Origin of the sequence: Paenibacillus turpanensis (assembly GCF_011421635.1) — a bacterium.
Lineage (GTDB): Bacteria > Bacillota > Bacilli > Paenibacillales > YIM-B00363 > Paenibacillus_AK > Paenibacillus_AK turpanensis.
The window spans coordinates 107761-123316 of the sequence record NZ_WTLI01000004.1; the positions used below are offsets into that span (position 1 = coordinate 107761).

11 protein-coding genes are annotated in these 15556 nt (G+C 54.6%); 1 reads left to right on the forward strand and 10 read right to left on the reverse strand.

What is annotated here, in order from left to right:
* Positions 1-198: 198 nt before the first annotated feature.
* From GQS10_RS05170 to GQS10_RS05185, 4 genes are all read right to left on the reverse strand, one after another.
* Positions 199-1164, reverse strand: a complete 966-nt coding sequence (locus tag GQS10_RS05170) for an alpha/beta hydrolase (RefSeq protein ID WP_341805005.1) — start codon at positions 1162-1164, stop codon at positions 199-201.
* 336 nt (positions 1165-1500) lie between these two features.
* Complete coding sequence (locus GQS10_RS05175; protein WP_166239720.1) at positions 1501-4356, reverse strand: SLC13 family permease; 2856 nt, start codon at positions 4354-4356, stop codon at positions 1501-1503.
* A gap of 220 nt (positions 4357-4576) precedes the next feature.
* Positions 4577-5083 (reverse strand): DUF6653 family protein, encoded by a 507-nt coding sequence (locus GQS10_RS05180; protein ID WP_166239722.1) that lies wholly within the window; start codon positions 5081-5083, stop codon positions 4577-4579.
* 42 nt (positions 5084-5125) lie between these two features.
* The gene (locus GQS10_RS05185) at positions 5126-5911 is read right to left on the reverse strand and encodes a TetR/AcrR family transcriptional regulator (protein WP_166239724.1); all 786 of its coding nucleotides are present in this window, start codon (positions 5909-5911) and stop codon (positions 5126-5128) included.
* 260 nt (positions 5912-6171) lie between these two features.
* Between GQS10_RS05185 and GQS10_RS05190 the strand changes: the two genes are divergently transcribed.
* Positions 6172-7293, forward strand: coding sequence for an alpha/beta fold hydrolase (locus tag GQS10_RS05190; RefSeq protein ID WP_166239726.1), 1122 nt, complete (start codon positions 6172-6174; stop codon positions 7291-7293).
* A gap of 161 nt (positions 7294-7454) precedes the next feature.
* On the opposite strand, the gene GQS10_RS05195 is transcribed toward GQS10_RS05190, so the two are convergent.
* From GQS10_RS05195 to GQS10_RS05220, 6 genes are all read right to left on the reverse strand, one after another.
* Positions 7455-8432 carry a Gfo/Idh/MocA family protein gene (locus tag GQS10_RS05195; RefSeq protein WP_243734986.1) on the reverse strand — a complete coding sequence of 326 codons (978 nt, stop codon included), beginning with the start codon at positions 8430-8432 and terminating at the stop codon, positions 7455-7457.
* Between the two features lie 42 nt (positions 8433-8474).
* Positions 8475-9476 carry a Gfo/Idh/MocA family protein gene (locus tag GQS10_RS05200; protein WP_166239729.1) on the reverse strand — a complete coding sequence of 334 codons (1002 nt, stop codon included), beginning with the start codon at positions 9474-9476 and terminating at the stop codon, positions 8475-8477.
* A 369-nt stretch (positions 9477-9845) separates the two neighbouring features.
* Positions 9846-11033, reverse strand: coding sequence for a sugar ABC transporter permease (locus tag GQS10_RS05205; RefSeq protein WP_166239731.1), 1188 nt, complete (start codon positions 11031-11033; stop codon positions 9846-9848).
* Between the two features lie 3 nt (positions 11034-11036).
* Positions 11037-12548, reverse strand: a complete 1512-nt coding sequence (locus tag GQS10_RS05210) for a xylose ABC transporter ATP-binding protein (RefSeq protein ID WP_166239733.1) — start codon at positions 12546-12548, stop codon at positions 11037-11039.
* A 75-nt stretch (positions 12549-12623) separates the two neighbouring features.
* Positions 12624-13730: a D-xylose ABC transporter substrate-binding protein gene (xylF, locus tag GQS10_RS05215; protein WP_166239972.1), complete on the reverse strand. Its 1107-nt coding sequence runs from the start codon at positions 13728-13730 to the stop codon at positions 12624-12626.
* Between the two features lie 252 nt (positions 13731-13982).
* Entirely contained in the window at positions 13983-15554 is a 1572-nt protein-coding gene (locus tag GQS10_RS05220; protein ID WP_166239735.1) for a response regulator, read from the reverse strand.
* Between the last annotated feature and the right edge of the window lie 2 nt (positions 15555-15556).

The following is a 15556-nucleotide window of genomic DNA, read 5'->3' on the forward strand; positions in this document are numbered from 1 at the left end:
GTTTCGTTGCCCCGCTCCCCACTTCCTGCATTCGGAGGGGAAATCTGCAAAAAAAGAAGCGACCTATCTTGCAGGTCACTTCTTGCTTTCAAGCGTAATAACCATCCTTTGGCCCTTACCTCCGGTTAACGCAATAAAGAGACGCCTTCGCGCCTCTTTACAGCTCCAACTGTATTGCCTCTTTTTCACACGTTCCTGTTATTGCCCTGGCTGCTTCTCGAATGCTTTAAAAAATTCGATCGCCCGCTTCATATACTCCTCGGAATGATGCTTATAAGACTGCACATGCCCCTGATTTTCCGTAACCCACAGCTGAAATCGATCCGGATGGGCTGCCGCCATCTTTTCGCTTTCTGCGCTTGGTATGTAGGCGTCATTGCGCCCGTGAACAAACAGCACCGGACGCGGGTAAATCTTATCCAGCTCGGCCATCGGGCTCGCTTCCTTCGGGTCCAGCTCGGTTACTTTCGGAATTAACGCCATAATGAGCGGTGTAAACGGAAACTCCGGAAGCTTCGACCACACCGACAGATTCGTCTTTAGGTAGCTCTCTAAATCACTATAGGGGCTGTCCGCAAGCACTGCGGAAACGTCAGGCGATAAACCGGCTGCTAGAATGGACGTGGCCGCTCCCATCGAGATGCCGTAGAGTACAATGGGCTCATCATGATTTTGCTTTGCCCACCCAATCACACCAAGCAGGTCTAGCTTCTCCTTAGCACCGATCGTCGTCATGCTTCCTCCCGATTCGCCGTTATAACGGAAATCAAAGAGCAGCACGCGATATCCTGCATCATGGAACGATTTGGCGATCGGAAGAAAAGGCAAATTCTTTTCCACCCGATTTCCCCGATACCCGTGGGACATAATGACCGTCAGCTTTGGATTCTCCGGCTCAATGACCCATCCCTTCAGCGATGTGCTCCCATCTGCACTTGTAAACACTTGATCGGCAAACGGCAGGCCAAGCTCAGCGGGAGTTTGCGTAATCGGCTTTTTCTCCGGATGCGTAAGAGTAAGCCCGACATAAACGGATATGCCGAGGCAAGCTATGATAGCGGTAATTACGATTCCAACGGCTGTCCACAGCACAATCCGGAGGGGGCGTCTCTGCTTACGAACGGCTGTCTGCTCTTGCTGTTTTATCTGCGGTATTGTCGCCACTTCTGTTCCCCTTTCTTCCTAACAAAAAAATAATATCTCATAATTCGACAAAATCTCCAGTAGAGCTATTATACGGGGTATGCGAAAATTCGTAAAATCTTTTTTGTTCGACACGATTAGACAAAAGCCGTCTTGCTCAACTTGCAGCCCCTACTCTGCATCAAAACACCACGGTTCCCAGCAGCATCGACACGGCGTAAGACACCTGTTACGAGACCTTTCGATGATGAACAAATCATCAACTCCACTATAATGTTACTTTCTATCTCGTAAAAAGGGCCAGCCAGAATGTCTGGCTGACCCTCTACTGCTCCCTCGTCTTACCCACTATTACGCTTATTTTATCAGACCGAGCCACTGCCAGTACGGAATACAAAGCACCGCGACCGCGAGAACAGCCAGCGCGTAGCCTAACGCCACCTTCTGCCCTTGGCGATGCGAGAACGCTTTTCCTTCCGAGCTATAATACGCCGTCAAATAAGTCGGCGATTGATAGGAAAAGAAGAAGGGATCGGTCGAAAGCAGAACGACAAACACCAGCACCCAGGGGTGAATACCGGCCTGCTCAGCGAGCGGAAGCAGCGCCGTGACGAGCAAAATTACCGCAGGGTCATCGCGGACGACTAGAGTTACGAGAAAGCTGATCAGGATGACTGCGGTCAAGAACAGCACCGGCGACGAAATAAACAGCGACATCGGGCCGGCCAGTGCGCTGCCGATCGCCTCCGTGATTCCAAGCTGCTCCGAAGCGCCGGCAAAGCTGAAGGCGATGCCAAGAAACAGCAGAAACGTCCAATCGATCCCGGTCGCGATCGTCTTTTTATCCAGCACCCCAGTAAGGATCAATACGGCAAAAGCGAGCAGCATCACCCACGCATTATCCAGCCCGTGCAGCGGTTGGGCGATCATGAGCGCAATGGCCCCAAGCACCGTGCCGACCGAAATGCGTTCTTCCTTCGTCAGCGGGCCAAGTAAGGCAAGCTGCTCCTTCAGCACGGCAGCCTCCACCGGCCTCGGCGCAGCGGTTTTTCGAAATAGAAGCGAGAGCCATATCAGCATGACTACGCTAAAAATGAGAAAGGCCGGCAGGGCGTTGATGAACCACTGCAGCCACCCGATCGGGGCGTTCGCAGAGGTGAGCCCATAGGCCATCACGTTTGTATAGGATCCGGTCAGCACGAAAGGAGCCGTAAAGCCGTAAAACACCATCGCCGCCAGCCCCAGACCTGCAGCCCCCCCGCTTCGCTCCTTAAAGTGCATCGATTCGGCGATCGTCTGGGCGATCGGCACGCCAAGGGATACTTTGGCGGAAGAGGAGGGAATCATCGGGTTCAGTAGGGCTCCACCCGTTACGATCCCCCACAGCTGCCCCCGATAGTGAGGCGGAAACCGCTGCAGCGCATGAAGGGAAAACCGGTACAAAATACCGGATTTCGTAATGACCGCGCTAAGGGCCATAATAAAAATCATGTACAGCCATGTCGTTGACGCGAAGCCGGATAAAGCAACCTCCGGCTCCAGCAGTCCTCCGGTCACCCACAGCATGGCCATGCCCAGCGCGACAATATAATCGGGGATGATATTCACCATCCAAAAAATAACCGCCGCCGCGCCGATACCGATAAAATCCATCGCCTCGCGGCTTAATCCGCCGAACGGCTCCATCACGTGGAACGCCAGCATGCACAGCAGCGCTAGAACTATGGCGGACAAGCCCGTCAGGCGGCTGCGTTTCAGCAGCCGTCCGGCGCTCTCCGCGAGAGACTGGCTCCGGCGGCGGGCCAAGCTTTGCTTCTGCAGGCCGTAGCGCCGATCGTCCAAGCCGCCGCTGTCGCCGCCTGCGGAATCCGCGCTCACGGCCGCCTCCGCCAGCTGCATATACTCCTGCATCTGCTGCTTCATACCGAGCAGGCGGCAAAATTCTGCCGCCCACTCGTACAAGCGCGGCAGCTCAGAAGCGGCGCAGCTTTGGCGGTGCAGGATCGCCTCGACGACGGCGAGACCGGCTTCCGGCGCAGCGGCTGCGCAGTCGGCCAAGAAGCCGGACAGCCGTCCGGCGTGTGCGGCCAGCGCATCGGGCGGGCAGGTCCGCAATGCGGCATAGAGCTCGCCGAGCGGCCGCTCCTGCGGCGACTCCGTCCCCGGCTTTTGCCCCGCCTCCCGCTTACGCCCCTGCTCCAGCCCTTGCCCCAGCTTGCGCACTTGTCCCGGCTCCGGACCCTGCCCTTGCTCCAGCTCAGCCCCTTGTTCATGCGCACGGTTCCGCCGCTCCTGCTCCCCGCTCCGCCCCAGCCCTTGCCCCAGCTTGCGCGCTTGTCGCGGCTCCGCTGCGCCAGAACGCTCGCGGCCCTGCTCCCGCAGGAGCTCCCGCTCCGCTGCAAGCAGCGCCTCGATCAGCCGCTCCCATTCGCCGCGCTCGCCGTACAGCTCGCACAGCGCATCCCAGCGGCCCGCATCGGCGTAAGCCAGCGCCGCTTCCCGCCACCACCGCTCGCGGTCTGCATCCGGCGCCTGCGCGAGCTCCTGCAGCACCCGCCGCGCACTGTGCTGCACCGCGTACCAGCCGGGCTGGCCCACTTCCTTGCGCAGCAGCGGCCCGTTCGCAGGCAGCGCCGCAAGCTGCTCCGCCAGACCGGCTGCGGCACCTCCGACCGCACGCTGCGCCAGCCTGCTGTCGAACAGCGGCACATGCGCCGCCCACAGCAAGCAGGCCACGACGGCCTCCGGCAGCTGCTCCAGCTCCCGCTTCACCCACTGCAGCTTGGAAGCCTTCGATTCCTGCAGCCGCTCATTCGTCGACACCAGCCGTTGGGAGAGCAGCCGGATGAAATACGCCGAGATGGACGGCTGCTCTTCAACGAGACGGTCCAGCGTCTCCCAGTCAATGACATAGAGCATCGTATCTTCCGCAGCAACAACCGTCGCCGTCCTCGGATCGCCCGTTAACAGCGCCATTTCTCCGAGCGTGCTGCCTTCTTCCAGCACCGCAATCAGCTGCCGGCCGCCGCCTGGAGAATCGACGAACAGCTCAACCCGTCCGCTTTCCACGATATACATACTATCCCCGTGGTCCCCCTGCCGGAACAGTGTCGATTGCGCGGGAAGCTGCTGTTTTTCCAATTTGCCCAACAGCTTAGACAGCTCCATATTGGATAATGTTTGAAACATCGGTATATGCAATAATCGTGACATCAGTGTCTCGTACCTCGTGCATTCCTATTGGAAAGTAATATAAACAGCTTCCCTAATAGTAAACAAACCGGCCCAGCTTGAATAGCCTTGTTTTATCAACCAAACCATGCCTTCCAAGCTGCCCTCTTGCCTGCACATATTCCTGCCGGGCGCCTGCGGCCCATCCATATCGTTATCTCGAGCTTACTTTCATCCATTCTCCCGGGTATCGCGCTATCCTTCAATTGCGAACCCACTCCCGATAAGCCGGATGCTCCTTCATATCCTCATAAAGCCACACCATCCGGTCCAAGAACCACAGCTTTCCGGCATAAATAAGCACCGAACCGAACAGCGTCATCCACAGATGCAGCTGAACCACTCCCGCAATAACAAACAGCGAGCCGATCGCCGCAACCGTGCTGAGAATGTGCGGTGCTCTCCGGTGATACGCCGGAACCGGCACCTGATCTCGGTTCAGCCAAACCCGTTCCCCGAGCACACATTTTGACGCCCAATGAGAGAAGCTCTTCGGTGCAGCAAACACATGCGGATTCACGATCCCCCACAGCACCGCCAACGCTACCGGAATGGCGGCCCACCAGCCAAGCCAGATTCTGCTCCAGAAGGCGAGCACCAGCAGCGGCAGCACCGTGTTCCGCGTCCACACACTCCACGGGCTCGCATGCCTCATCCAAGAAGCATCATCGAGCTTGTACAGCTTGCTGATTTTCCGTTCCATTGTCATCGCATGCTCCACCTTTCCCTGATCCTTTAAATAACCGCCAGCCTATTTTCCTCTACAAGCCCGCCCGATTCCCTTCCGCAGCATATCCAAATAACATTCAATGTCCTGCAAATGAGCTTCCAGCAGTGCCAAGCCTTTATCCGGATGCTGCTGGCACACTGCCATGAACCTCAGGTTCAGCGCATTGATCGAGGTGACCAGGAGATCAAATGCTTTCCCCGCATCGACCTCCTGCCGAAATCCGGATGCATCCGCATCGTCCATCGTGATCGACATCGCCTCAGCCATTTGCCTGCTCCGCTGCGCCAGCTCCTCCGCAAGCTCACCTTCCATCGGCGGTGTAAAAGCATCCATCAAAATCCGATAAAGCTGCGGAAACCGCACAAAAAACGTCAGCTTACACCGGCTCACCCGGGCTACCCGCTCGAAAACATCCGCAGGCAGCGTACCCAGCTCCGACTCGAGAAATCCGCGCATTCGCTCCAGTGCATCGTCCAAGATGATCAGATATAGCGTTTTTTTATTTGAAAAATAATGAAACAGCATCCCCTTGGAGATTCCCGCTTCCTCAATTATTTTATTGGTTGACGCTTTGGCATACCCCTGCTTGGAAAAATGCTCCCGCGCGATCGAAAGCAGCTGCTGCTTCTTGTCATCGGGTCCCGCTTGCCCCGATCTATCGGCCGTTTGAGCCTGGGAGGCCATCGCCGTGGCAGCGTCACTCCGGCTCTCGCTTGTTGGTTCGGCTTGAACCTTCGCTGCCTTCGGAACCTGCGAAACCTGCGAAACCCTCGGTTCTCCACCTTTTCTCGGTGTTCTGTCCTTCATCCGCGTCACTCCATTCTTCAAGCCTTCATTCGTTTTTGAAATCATCCAGCCCAGTTGACCATCCGGTCAACACTGAGTATACACCTCTTTTGACCACCTGGTCAACAAGATGCAAAGCCGTAATGACAACCAGCTTTTTCGGCCAATTGAATTCTCGCTACCTTAAAATGAGCAGCAATCCCATTGGAAGAAAATGGACATCACTTGAAGCATTCATGCTACAATACCACCATAATGAATGAGTACGCGGAGGGGACTACATGGTAAGGAAGCCAAGCAGAATTCACCAAATCGAGATCAGTACCGCATCCTCTGTGAACAGGCGGCGGAAACGGACTTTTTTCACAATAGCTGCCGTTCTAATCCTCTTCATCGTTGCTTTATTTGCCTTTCCTGCCTGGACACCGGCCATTCGAAGCGATAAAGGGGAGCCGATTCCCGAGAGCATTGCTGTTCTTGAGCAGGTGGAGCTAGGCGGATTCAAGCAATCCGTGCTGATCCGGGGGAAGGATCGGCGCAACCCGGTCCTGCTTTTCTTGCATGGCGGGCCGGGATACCCTCAAATTCCGTTCGCCCGCAAGCATCAGGAGCTGCTGGAAGAGCATTTTGTCGTCGTGCAGTGGGATCAGCGGGGCTCCGGCAAATCGTATCACTGGGGAATGAGCGCCAACGATTTGCAGGTAGAACGGCTCATCGAGGACACGCACGAGCTGACACAGCTGCTGCTGCAGCGTTTTCAGCAGCCGAAGCTGTTTTTAGCCGGACATTCATGGGGAAGCTTGCTTGGCATATGGACGGCTCAGCGCTATCCGGGCGATTACTTAGCCTATATCGGCATCGGGCAGGTTGCCGATTCTCCCCGTGCGGAATCGGCATCCTACCGGTTCGTGCTGGAGGAAGCGAAGCGCAGAAACGACGCCAAAGCGATTCAAGAGCTGGAGGCGATCGGTCCTCCGCCTTACGGCAATCCCCGCAAGGACACGACCCTCGAACGCAAATGGGTTGCCGCCTTTGGCGGATCGGAGCGCGGAAGCCATTCTTCCCGCGATTTACTGGAGGGGATTCTGCTTTCCCCGGAGTATACCTGGCTCGACGGGCTGCGGCTTGCTGTCGGCAATTCCTTCAGCGCGAAGACGATCATGCCGCAGATCGAGCACGTCAGCTTATTCGAAACGGTGCCCAAGCTGGAGCTGCCCGTTTATGTAGCGATGGGAAGACATGATCACATGACGCCTTCCGAGGTTGCATTCGATTATATGCAGCAGCTGGACGCTCCGTTTAAGCAGTTCCAATGGTTCGAGGATTCGGCGCATTTTCCCCATATGGAGGAGCCCGAGCGCTTCGCCGAATGGATGCGCATGATCAAAGCACAGTGCCAGTAAGCCGATCAAACCAAATGGATGGACGGCCGCTGGGGTCGGAAAAGATCGTCAAAGAAAGTCTCCCCGCAGCGGTTAAGGCTTAACGTGGACACATGTTCTTGGTATTAAAAAAGGATTGGCCGCCGCCGCAGCCAATCCCCTACTCACCATCTATAAATCTTTTACACCGATTGATTCCAATCCACTTCGACCGCAGCGCCTGTACGAACTGACTGCTGGATGGCCTCCAGCAGCACCTGCGCATCGACCGCGTCCTCAATCGTGGACAGCGGCTTTTCTCCGCCTATAAGCACTCGATTTACCAAATGCTCGGCCTCCAGCTCATAGGATTCGTCATACGGCAGCCACGTTTCCGGGTGCGTTCCGACCTGCTTCGTGTTCACACCCTCGCGCCACGTATGGAAGCCGCCGCCTTCGGTACCAAGAATTTTCACCATAAACGGACCCGGCTGCGCCGTCAGATCGTTCGTGCGAATGCCCGCAAACAGATTAATCATCGCGCCGTTCGGCATTTCCAGCATGACAAACGCCTGATCCTCTTTGCCGACCTTGTTCTCGCGGGTTTCCGTCGCCATCGCAATGACCCGCTTCGGGCGCCCGAGCAAGTAAAGAAGCACGTACAGATGATGCGTCATAATTTGCGGTATGACTCCCGGATAGCGGGCAAAAATATCATCCGAGTGGTAGATACAATAGTTGATCCACCCCGCAACGACATCGCCCATATCGCCGCGCTCGATCATCCGTTTAATCCGCCAGAGCGAAGGGTTATATACGTAGTTATGCCCCGGCATGCAAAGCACTCCGGCTTCCTTCGCCAGCCGTGCCAGCTCTTTATTCTCCGCTACGGATAAGCCGACCGGCTTCTCAATGAGCACATGCTTGCCTGCGGCAATCGCCTGCTTCGCATGCTCAAAGTGATGTTCCACCGGCGATAAAATGTAGACCACATCAATATCCGGCGAAGCGGTTAACGCCTCCAGCGATTCGAAGGCCGTTACGCCCCACTCCTCTGCCCGCTGCGCCAGCACCTCGGCACGTGTATCATAAATTCCCGTTAAACGGCAATTGTTCACCTTCGCAATCGCCGGTTGATGCATAAGAGATACGAAGCCCGCGCCGACAAAACCGATCCTCATTTCCAAAGCTGCTCACTCCTTCTGCTTGTTTGCGCTCCCCAATTATCCCTGCGGCAGGCTTACGATCCGGCCTTCATGCAGCGATTCATAACACGCGTCGATCACCTTCATATTCCGCAGCGTGTTTTCCGCCGAATAGGACGGCTCCCCGCCCTTCAACACACATTCGGTAAAATGCCGGACTTGGTTCAAGTACTGATCCCCCGACACCGTTTCCTCACGCTCCAGAACGCCATTCTTCACGACTTGAATCAAGCCGTCTCCTCCCGCCAAGTCCGGACGGTAAGCACGCGGCACGATAATGCTGCCCTTCGTGCCGACTACCTCGTACTGCTGCCGATCATGCATCTCGAAGCCGCAGTCCAGCACAGCGGCGATTCCGCTGTTCAGCTTCGCGTTGATCGTCATCACCGTATCCACCCCGTATTCGGCGTCCACCTTGCCGAAGGCGTGAATCTCAACCGGCTCCTCGCCAAGCACGTACCGCAGCGAATTGACGCAGTAGCAGCCGACGTCGTACAGGCTGCCCCCGCCAAGCTGGCGATCCATGCGGATATTGCCCTTGGGCTCGCTCAAGAAAAAGCTGAAGCTGGCGCGGAACACGCGCACCTCGCCAATCTCTCCGCTTGCGATCAGCTCCCGCACGCGCTGATGCTGCGGATGGAAGCGGTACATGAACGCTTCCATAAAAATCACCCCATGCTGGCGGCAGGCTTCCGCCATCTCCGCCATTTCGGCCGCATTTAGCGCGGCCGGCTTCTCGCATAGGATATGCTTGCCCTGCTCTGCTGCCTTCAGCACCCACTCCTTATGGAGTGAGTTCGGCAGCGGTATGTATACGGCATCCACGTCCGGATCCGCCAGCAGCGCCTCATAGGATGAATGCACCTTTCCAATAGCAAACTGCTGCGCGGTTTCCTCCGCTTTTCCGCTTAAGCTCGCGATCGCCGCCAGCTTGCTCTGTTCATCCCGCTGCATCGCGGGCATCACTTGTGTTTTCGCAATACCGGCATTCCCCATAATTCCCCAACGCACTTGATTCATGACAACTTCCTCCTTAACAGATGGTATTGTACCCAGTTCTATCGGAAAACACAGGGCATCCAGCGTAAAGCGTGTCCTTCTGCACGTGTTACGGATGGTATCCCTGTTTTGCTAGCCAAACCAAGATGCTGTTTCAAGCTTAAAACACAATCTGTCCATTTGGCAAAAATACCGCCACATTTCGGCGAATCCGGCAGCCCTCCTGCATGAGAAAAGCAGCCTGACGGCTGCCCAACTCCCAATGCTGTCGCAATACGGACCACCCGCCGACCTACAACTCCCTAGGAATAGACAGGTTCAGCGGCCGGCCCGAACAACCGTGCAACCAAGCAGCCATGAAGCTGAGCAGCCGCCAACCCGCCAAGGGCTTTACTTCACCGTCTTCTTGCGGCGGTTGTAAATATCCAGCCACACCGCTGCAACAAGGATGCTTCCTTTTACAACATACTGCCAGAACGATTCCAGACCCATCAAGGACATACCGTTGTCCAGCGAGGTCATCACGAGTGCGCCGATCAGCGCGCCTACAATGGTACCCGCGCCGCCCAGCAGTGACGTTCCGCCGATTACGCACGCCGCAATCGCATCCAGCTCATACATTTGACCGGCGGAAATCGTTGCCGAGGACAAGCGGGATGTAAGCACTAGTGAGGCAATCGAGGAAAGCACACCGATCAATACGAAGATCAGCATCGTCTTTTTGCGAATGTTGATACCGGACAGACGAGCCGCATCCGGATTTCCGCCGATTGCATAAACATGGCGGCCAAATGTCGTTTTCGTCGCAATGAATGAGAACAATAGTGCCAGAATGATAACGAAAATGATTGGGAACGGAATCCCTTTGTAGCTGTTCATCACAAGAACAAACGCGACCACGAGGAAGCTGTACAGCACAAACTTACCGATATCAAGGCCAAGCGGCGCTACCTCAAAGCCGTATTTTTGACGCGATTTGCGCTTGCTGAACGTCGTCCACAAAATCGCGGCGATCGTAAGCACAGCGAGCACCAAACCGAAGCCTCTCGCGAAGTACGCGTTGCCTAACATTGCAAACACCGGATCGGAAATCGAAATCGTCGTCGAATTCGTTATTCCCATTAAAGCTCCCCGGAACACCATCATCCCGCCTAAGGTGACGATAAAGGCCGGTATGGCCTGATAGGCGACAAGCCACCCCTGAAGCATGCCCAGCAGTGCGCCGACCGCAAGAGTTGCCAAGATAACGATCAGTACCGGCATATCCATCCAGTTGCTGAGAATGGCCGCGATCCCGCCGGTCAAGCCGACTAAAGAGCCTACGGACAAATCGATATGTCCGGCTACGATAATCAGAACCATGCCGATCGCCAAAATTGCGGTTACGGACATTTGGGTAAATAAGTTGGATAAGTTACGAGCCGTTAAGAAGGTGTCGTTCATCATACCGAATAATAACCAAATGATAACGACCGCGCCCACCATCGTATATGCGCGTACGTCCATCTTACCGAAGATCTCTTTCAGCGACATGGTTTTGGACTGCTGCAATTGTTGGTTCTCTGTTTGTGCCTTCATGGTTTATTTCCCCCCTGTTGCGGCCTGCATAATGTTTTCCTGTGTTGCCTCGCGCCAGTCAAATTCCTTCACGAATTTGCCTTCGCTCATCACTAGAATGCGATCGCTCATCCCGAGCACCTCCGGAAGCTCCGAAGAAATCATGATGATCGCTACGCCCTGCTCGACCAGTTGATTCATGAGATTGTATATTTCATATTTGGCGCCGACGTCGATCCCGCGTGTCGGCTCATCCAAAATCAGAATTTTCGGATCCGACATCAGCCATTTGCCGATAACTACCTTTTGCTGGTTGCCTCCCGAGAGCGTTCCTACCGCTGTTTCCAGCGAAGAGGTTTTTGTGCGCAGCTCCCTAACGTACTTTTGGCCCCACTTAATTTCTTCGTTTTCGTTAATGACGCCCCACTTGCTGACCTTTTTCATCGTGGCCATGGACGTGTTCGTTTTAATATCCATTCCCAAAACAAGACCTAAACGCTTGCGATCCTCCGTCACCAAAGCGAAGCCCGCTTCGATGGCCTCGGAAATGTCGCGAATTCGAACCGGCTTGCCGTCAATCTTAACTTCGCCTTCCGCTTTGCCGTCATAGGCTCCGAACAAGCTCATCACGAGCTCCGTACGGCCTGCCCCCATGAGTCCGGCAATTCCCAAAATCTCGCCTTTGCGCAAACTAAAGTTTGCGTTCCGGATCACCTGCTGTCCGGGCTTATCCTTATGCCATACCGTATAATTGCGAACCTCAAGCACCGTATCCGTCGGCTTATGCTCTACGCGAGGGTAACGCTCGGTCAGCTCGCGACCTACCATCAGCGACACGACCTGGTCGTCGTTCGTGTCCTTACGGTCCAGCGTAGCGATCGTCTTGCCGTCGCGCAGCACCGTAATGCTGTCGGAGATATGGAACACCTCCGGCATTTTGTGCGAGATATAAATACAGGAAACCCCGTTCGACCGCAGCTGATCCAGAATGCCCATCAAAATATCGACTTCGCTTTCCGTTAATGCTGCCGTCGGTTCATCCAAAATTAAAATTTTCGTGTTTTTCGATAAGGCCTTCGCGATCTCCACAAGCTGCTGCTGTCCAATGCCCAGCGTGCCGATGACCGTATCCGGACTAATTTTCAGACCGACCGTCTTCAGCCATGTCGCTGCATTATGGTACAGCTCATCCCATTGGATCACACCGCGCTTTGTCGGCTCGCTGCCGAGGAAAATATTTTCGCCGACCGTCATATCCTTTACAAGCGCCAGCTCCTGGTGAATAATCGTAATGCCGGCCTGCTCGGCGTCCGTAATTTTATGAAACTGCTTCGTTTCGCCGTTGATGCGAATATCACCCTGATACGTTCCAGCCGGATATAGACCGCTCAGAACCTTCATGAGCGTCGATTTCCCCGCTCCATTTTCCCCGCAAAGGGCGTGGATTTCACCCTTCTTTACTTTAAAGTTAACGCCGTCAAGCGCCTTGACGCCGGGAAACTCCTTCACAATATCAACCATTTCCAGTGCGTACATCGTCCCCGCTCCTTTCTCTCTAAAGATGCAGTATAGGACGGTTCAGCAACCGCCCTATACCCCATGAAAAGCTGCTTATTTCTTCGGCCACTGGTCCTTCGGAACGTTCTTGAATACGTCCTCAACCTTGTGGAAGCCGTCTTTGATTACCGTGTCGGCCAGGTTGCTCTTGTTAACAGCGATCGGATCAAGCAGGATGGACGGAACGTCGATCTTGCCGTTGTTTACTTTCTTGTCTGCATTTACCGTTTCGCCTTTTGCCAGCGCTACAGCCATTTCAGCCGCTTTTGTCGCAATGGCGTTGATTGGCTTGTAAACCGTCATCGTTTGCGTGCCTTCTGCAATACGCTGTACTGCCGCAAGGTCAGCGTCTTGGCCGGATACCGGAATTTTTCCTGTCATGCCTTGTGCTGTCAGAGCTTGAATTGCGCCGCCCGCAGTACCGTCATTCGCTGCAACGACTGCTTGAACATTGTTGTTGTTCGCTGTCAATGCGTTTTCCATGTTCTTGAGTGCTTCTTCCGGCTTCCAGTCCTTGGAGAACTGCTCGTATACGATCTTGATGTCGCCCTTTTCAGCCAGCGGCTTCAAGATGTTCATTGCGCCCTGCTTGAACATATGCGCATTGTTGTCCGTATCTGCACCGCCGATGTATACATAGTTACCCTTCGGCGCCTTCTCTACGATTGCTTGAGCCTGCATTTCGCCGACACGTACGTTATCGAAGGAGAGGTAGTAATCTACATTCGAGTTTTTGATCAGACGGTCGTAGGAGATAACCTTGATGCCTTCTTTATGTGCTTTATCCACGATTGGAGCAGATGCTTCCGCGTTGTGAGGAATAACAACGAGAACGTCCACGCCCTGGGAAATCAATTGCTCCGCTTGGCTAAGCTGTGTGGCGTCGTTGCCGTCCGCTGCGAGAACCTTTACTTCTGCGCCCAGTTCTTTGACCTTTGCGGAAAAAATATCACGGTCTTTTTGCCAGCGCTCTTCCTTCAATGTATCCATCGACATTCCGATAACGATTTTGCCGTCGTCTTTCTTCGCTGCCTGTGTTCCGCCTTCCGTCTTGCCGCCGCTTGCTGCTTGATCGCCGTTTGATACGACGCCGCAGCCCGTGATCGATGCTGCAAGCAGCATTGCCGCTGTACCTAAACCAAGGCTTTTCTTCCAAGTCATCATTCTAAAAATCCCCCTTAAATGTATCTGAATGTTGGTGTTGTTATCGCTTACAAATCAATCATAACATCGAAATAGCGCTTTCAAAATAGTCAAAGACAGCACTTCTTTGTGCTAAACCCGCATTTCTTTACGATAAAATGAAAGCGCTTTTGAAAACGCTTTACAAAACAAGCCGTTTTCTAGCACCTTTTTGCGATCACAACAAAAAAGTCCTCATCCATTGGATGAAGACTTCCATTTTTATAAAAATCAGGGTTGGTGGCGGTATTCCGAAGGAGTGACTCCCGTTACTTTTTTGAACACCCGGCTAAAATAATTCGGGTCCCTATACCCAACCTCATAGCATATTTCCTTCAAGCTGAGCTCCTGCTGCGCAATTAAGCGCTTCGCTTCGGTAATCCGCAGATCGGTCAAGTAATCGATAAAGGTAGCCCCGATCTGCGTCTTAAACATTTTGCTGAAATAGTATGGACTAAGGTTGACATGCTCCGCCGCTTCTTCCATCGATAGTTCTTCTTTATAGCGGTCATGGATAAACCGGATCGCACGGTCGATCACGTTTCCGTTGCGACGCTCCCGCTCCTCGCGAATGACGCTGAGCATATAAGCAAGCCGGTGCTCGGTCTGCTGGCGAAGCTGGTCCAAATGCTGTGTTTCCGTGAAGGACACCGCAGCATCGACAGGAATCCCCTGCTGGGCAAAGTACCGTGCCAGCGACAAGAAAAGCACCGTCATTTCGCTGCTGCACACCTCGAAGCTGCCTGCTGTGGAAGCCGCAAGCTTTTCAAACATCGCGGAAAACTTAGCTCTAGCCTCGTCCTCATCCAGCCGCTGCATCGCCTCGCGCAGCGTTTTTTCATCGTCCGGCGAGATGCCGGCCTGCCTCGGGCCCTGCTGAATATCGTCGTAGTGGCGCACATTAACGATCGCCGACGGATCGCTCGACACCATCACCGCCTCATGGTAAGACTGGCGCAGCCCTTCCATGCCGGGCTGCACCGTCCCGATGCCTACGGCAATGGACAGCTCGAGCTGCTTCTCCAGCCACTGCCGCAGCTTGCGCCCCCACTCCAGCGACTCGACGCGCTGGGAATAACCGAAGCCGTCCTGCTCCAGCGGCAGAAACAGCGCGATCTGGCTGCCGATCATCGGACTGACGATGCAGGGCAGCCGCGGCTTCATGAAGCTTTTCACCGCTTCATGCACCTGCTTCTTCACCTCGTGAGACAAGGCGCCCTGGTCGGTATCGCCTTTCCCGCGATGGATCGACAGCACCATGGCGTAGCCCTTGTCCCACTTCGCGTCGAGCATTTCCGCCAAATACTTCAGATCGATCTCCTGCACAAAATCCAGCATCAGCATGATCGCCAGCTCATTTTCCACAAGCGGCAGCAGCTGCGACAGCTTCTCCTTCAGCTCCAGCTCCTCGCCGCGCCTGCGGTTTTCCTGCTCCAGCTCAGCCAGCAGCTTCTGCAGACATTCGACGATCTGCTCCTTCTTCGCCGGCTTCAAAATATAATCCTTGACGCCAAGCGCCACCGCTTCCTGCGCATAGTTGAAGTAATCGTATGCGGTAACCAGGATCATTTTCGTATTCGGATATCGTGCGTTTATTTCTTTAATGGCCTCCAGCCCTTGAATGCCGGGCATTTTAATGTCCATAAACACGATGTCCGGGCGGTGCTCCTCCGTAAATTGAATGGCCCGCCGGCCGTTTTCGGCATGGAAAAATTGAAACTGATTCGGCATGAGCCGCGAAATCATCAGCTCCAGTCCTTCGCGCTCCAGCGCTTCATCATCTGCAATAAGTATCCGATACATCG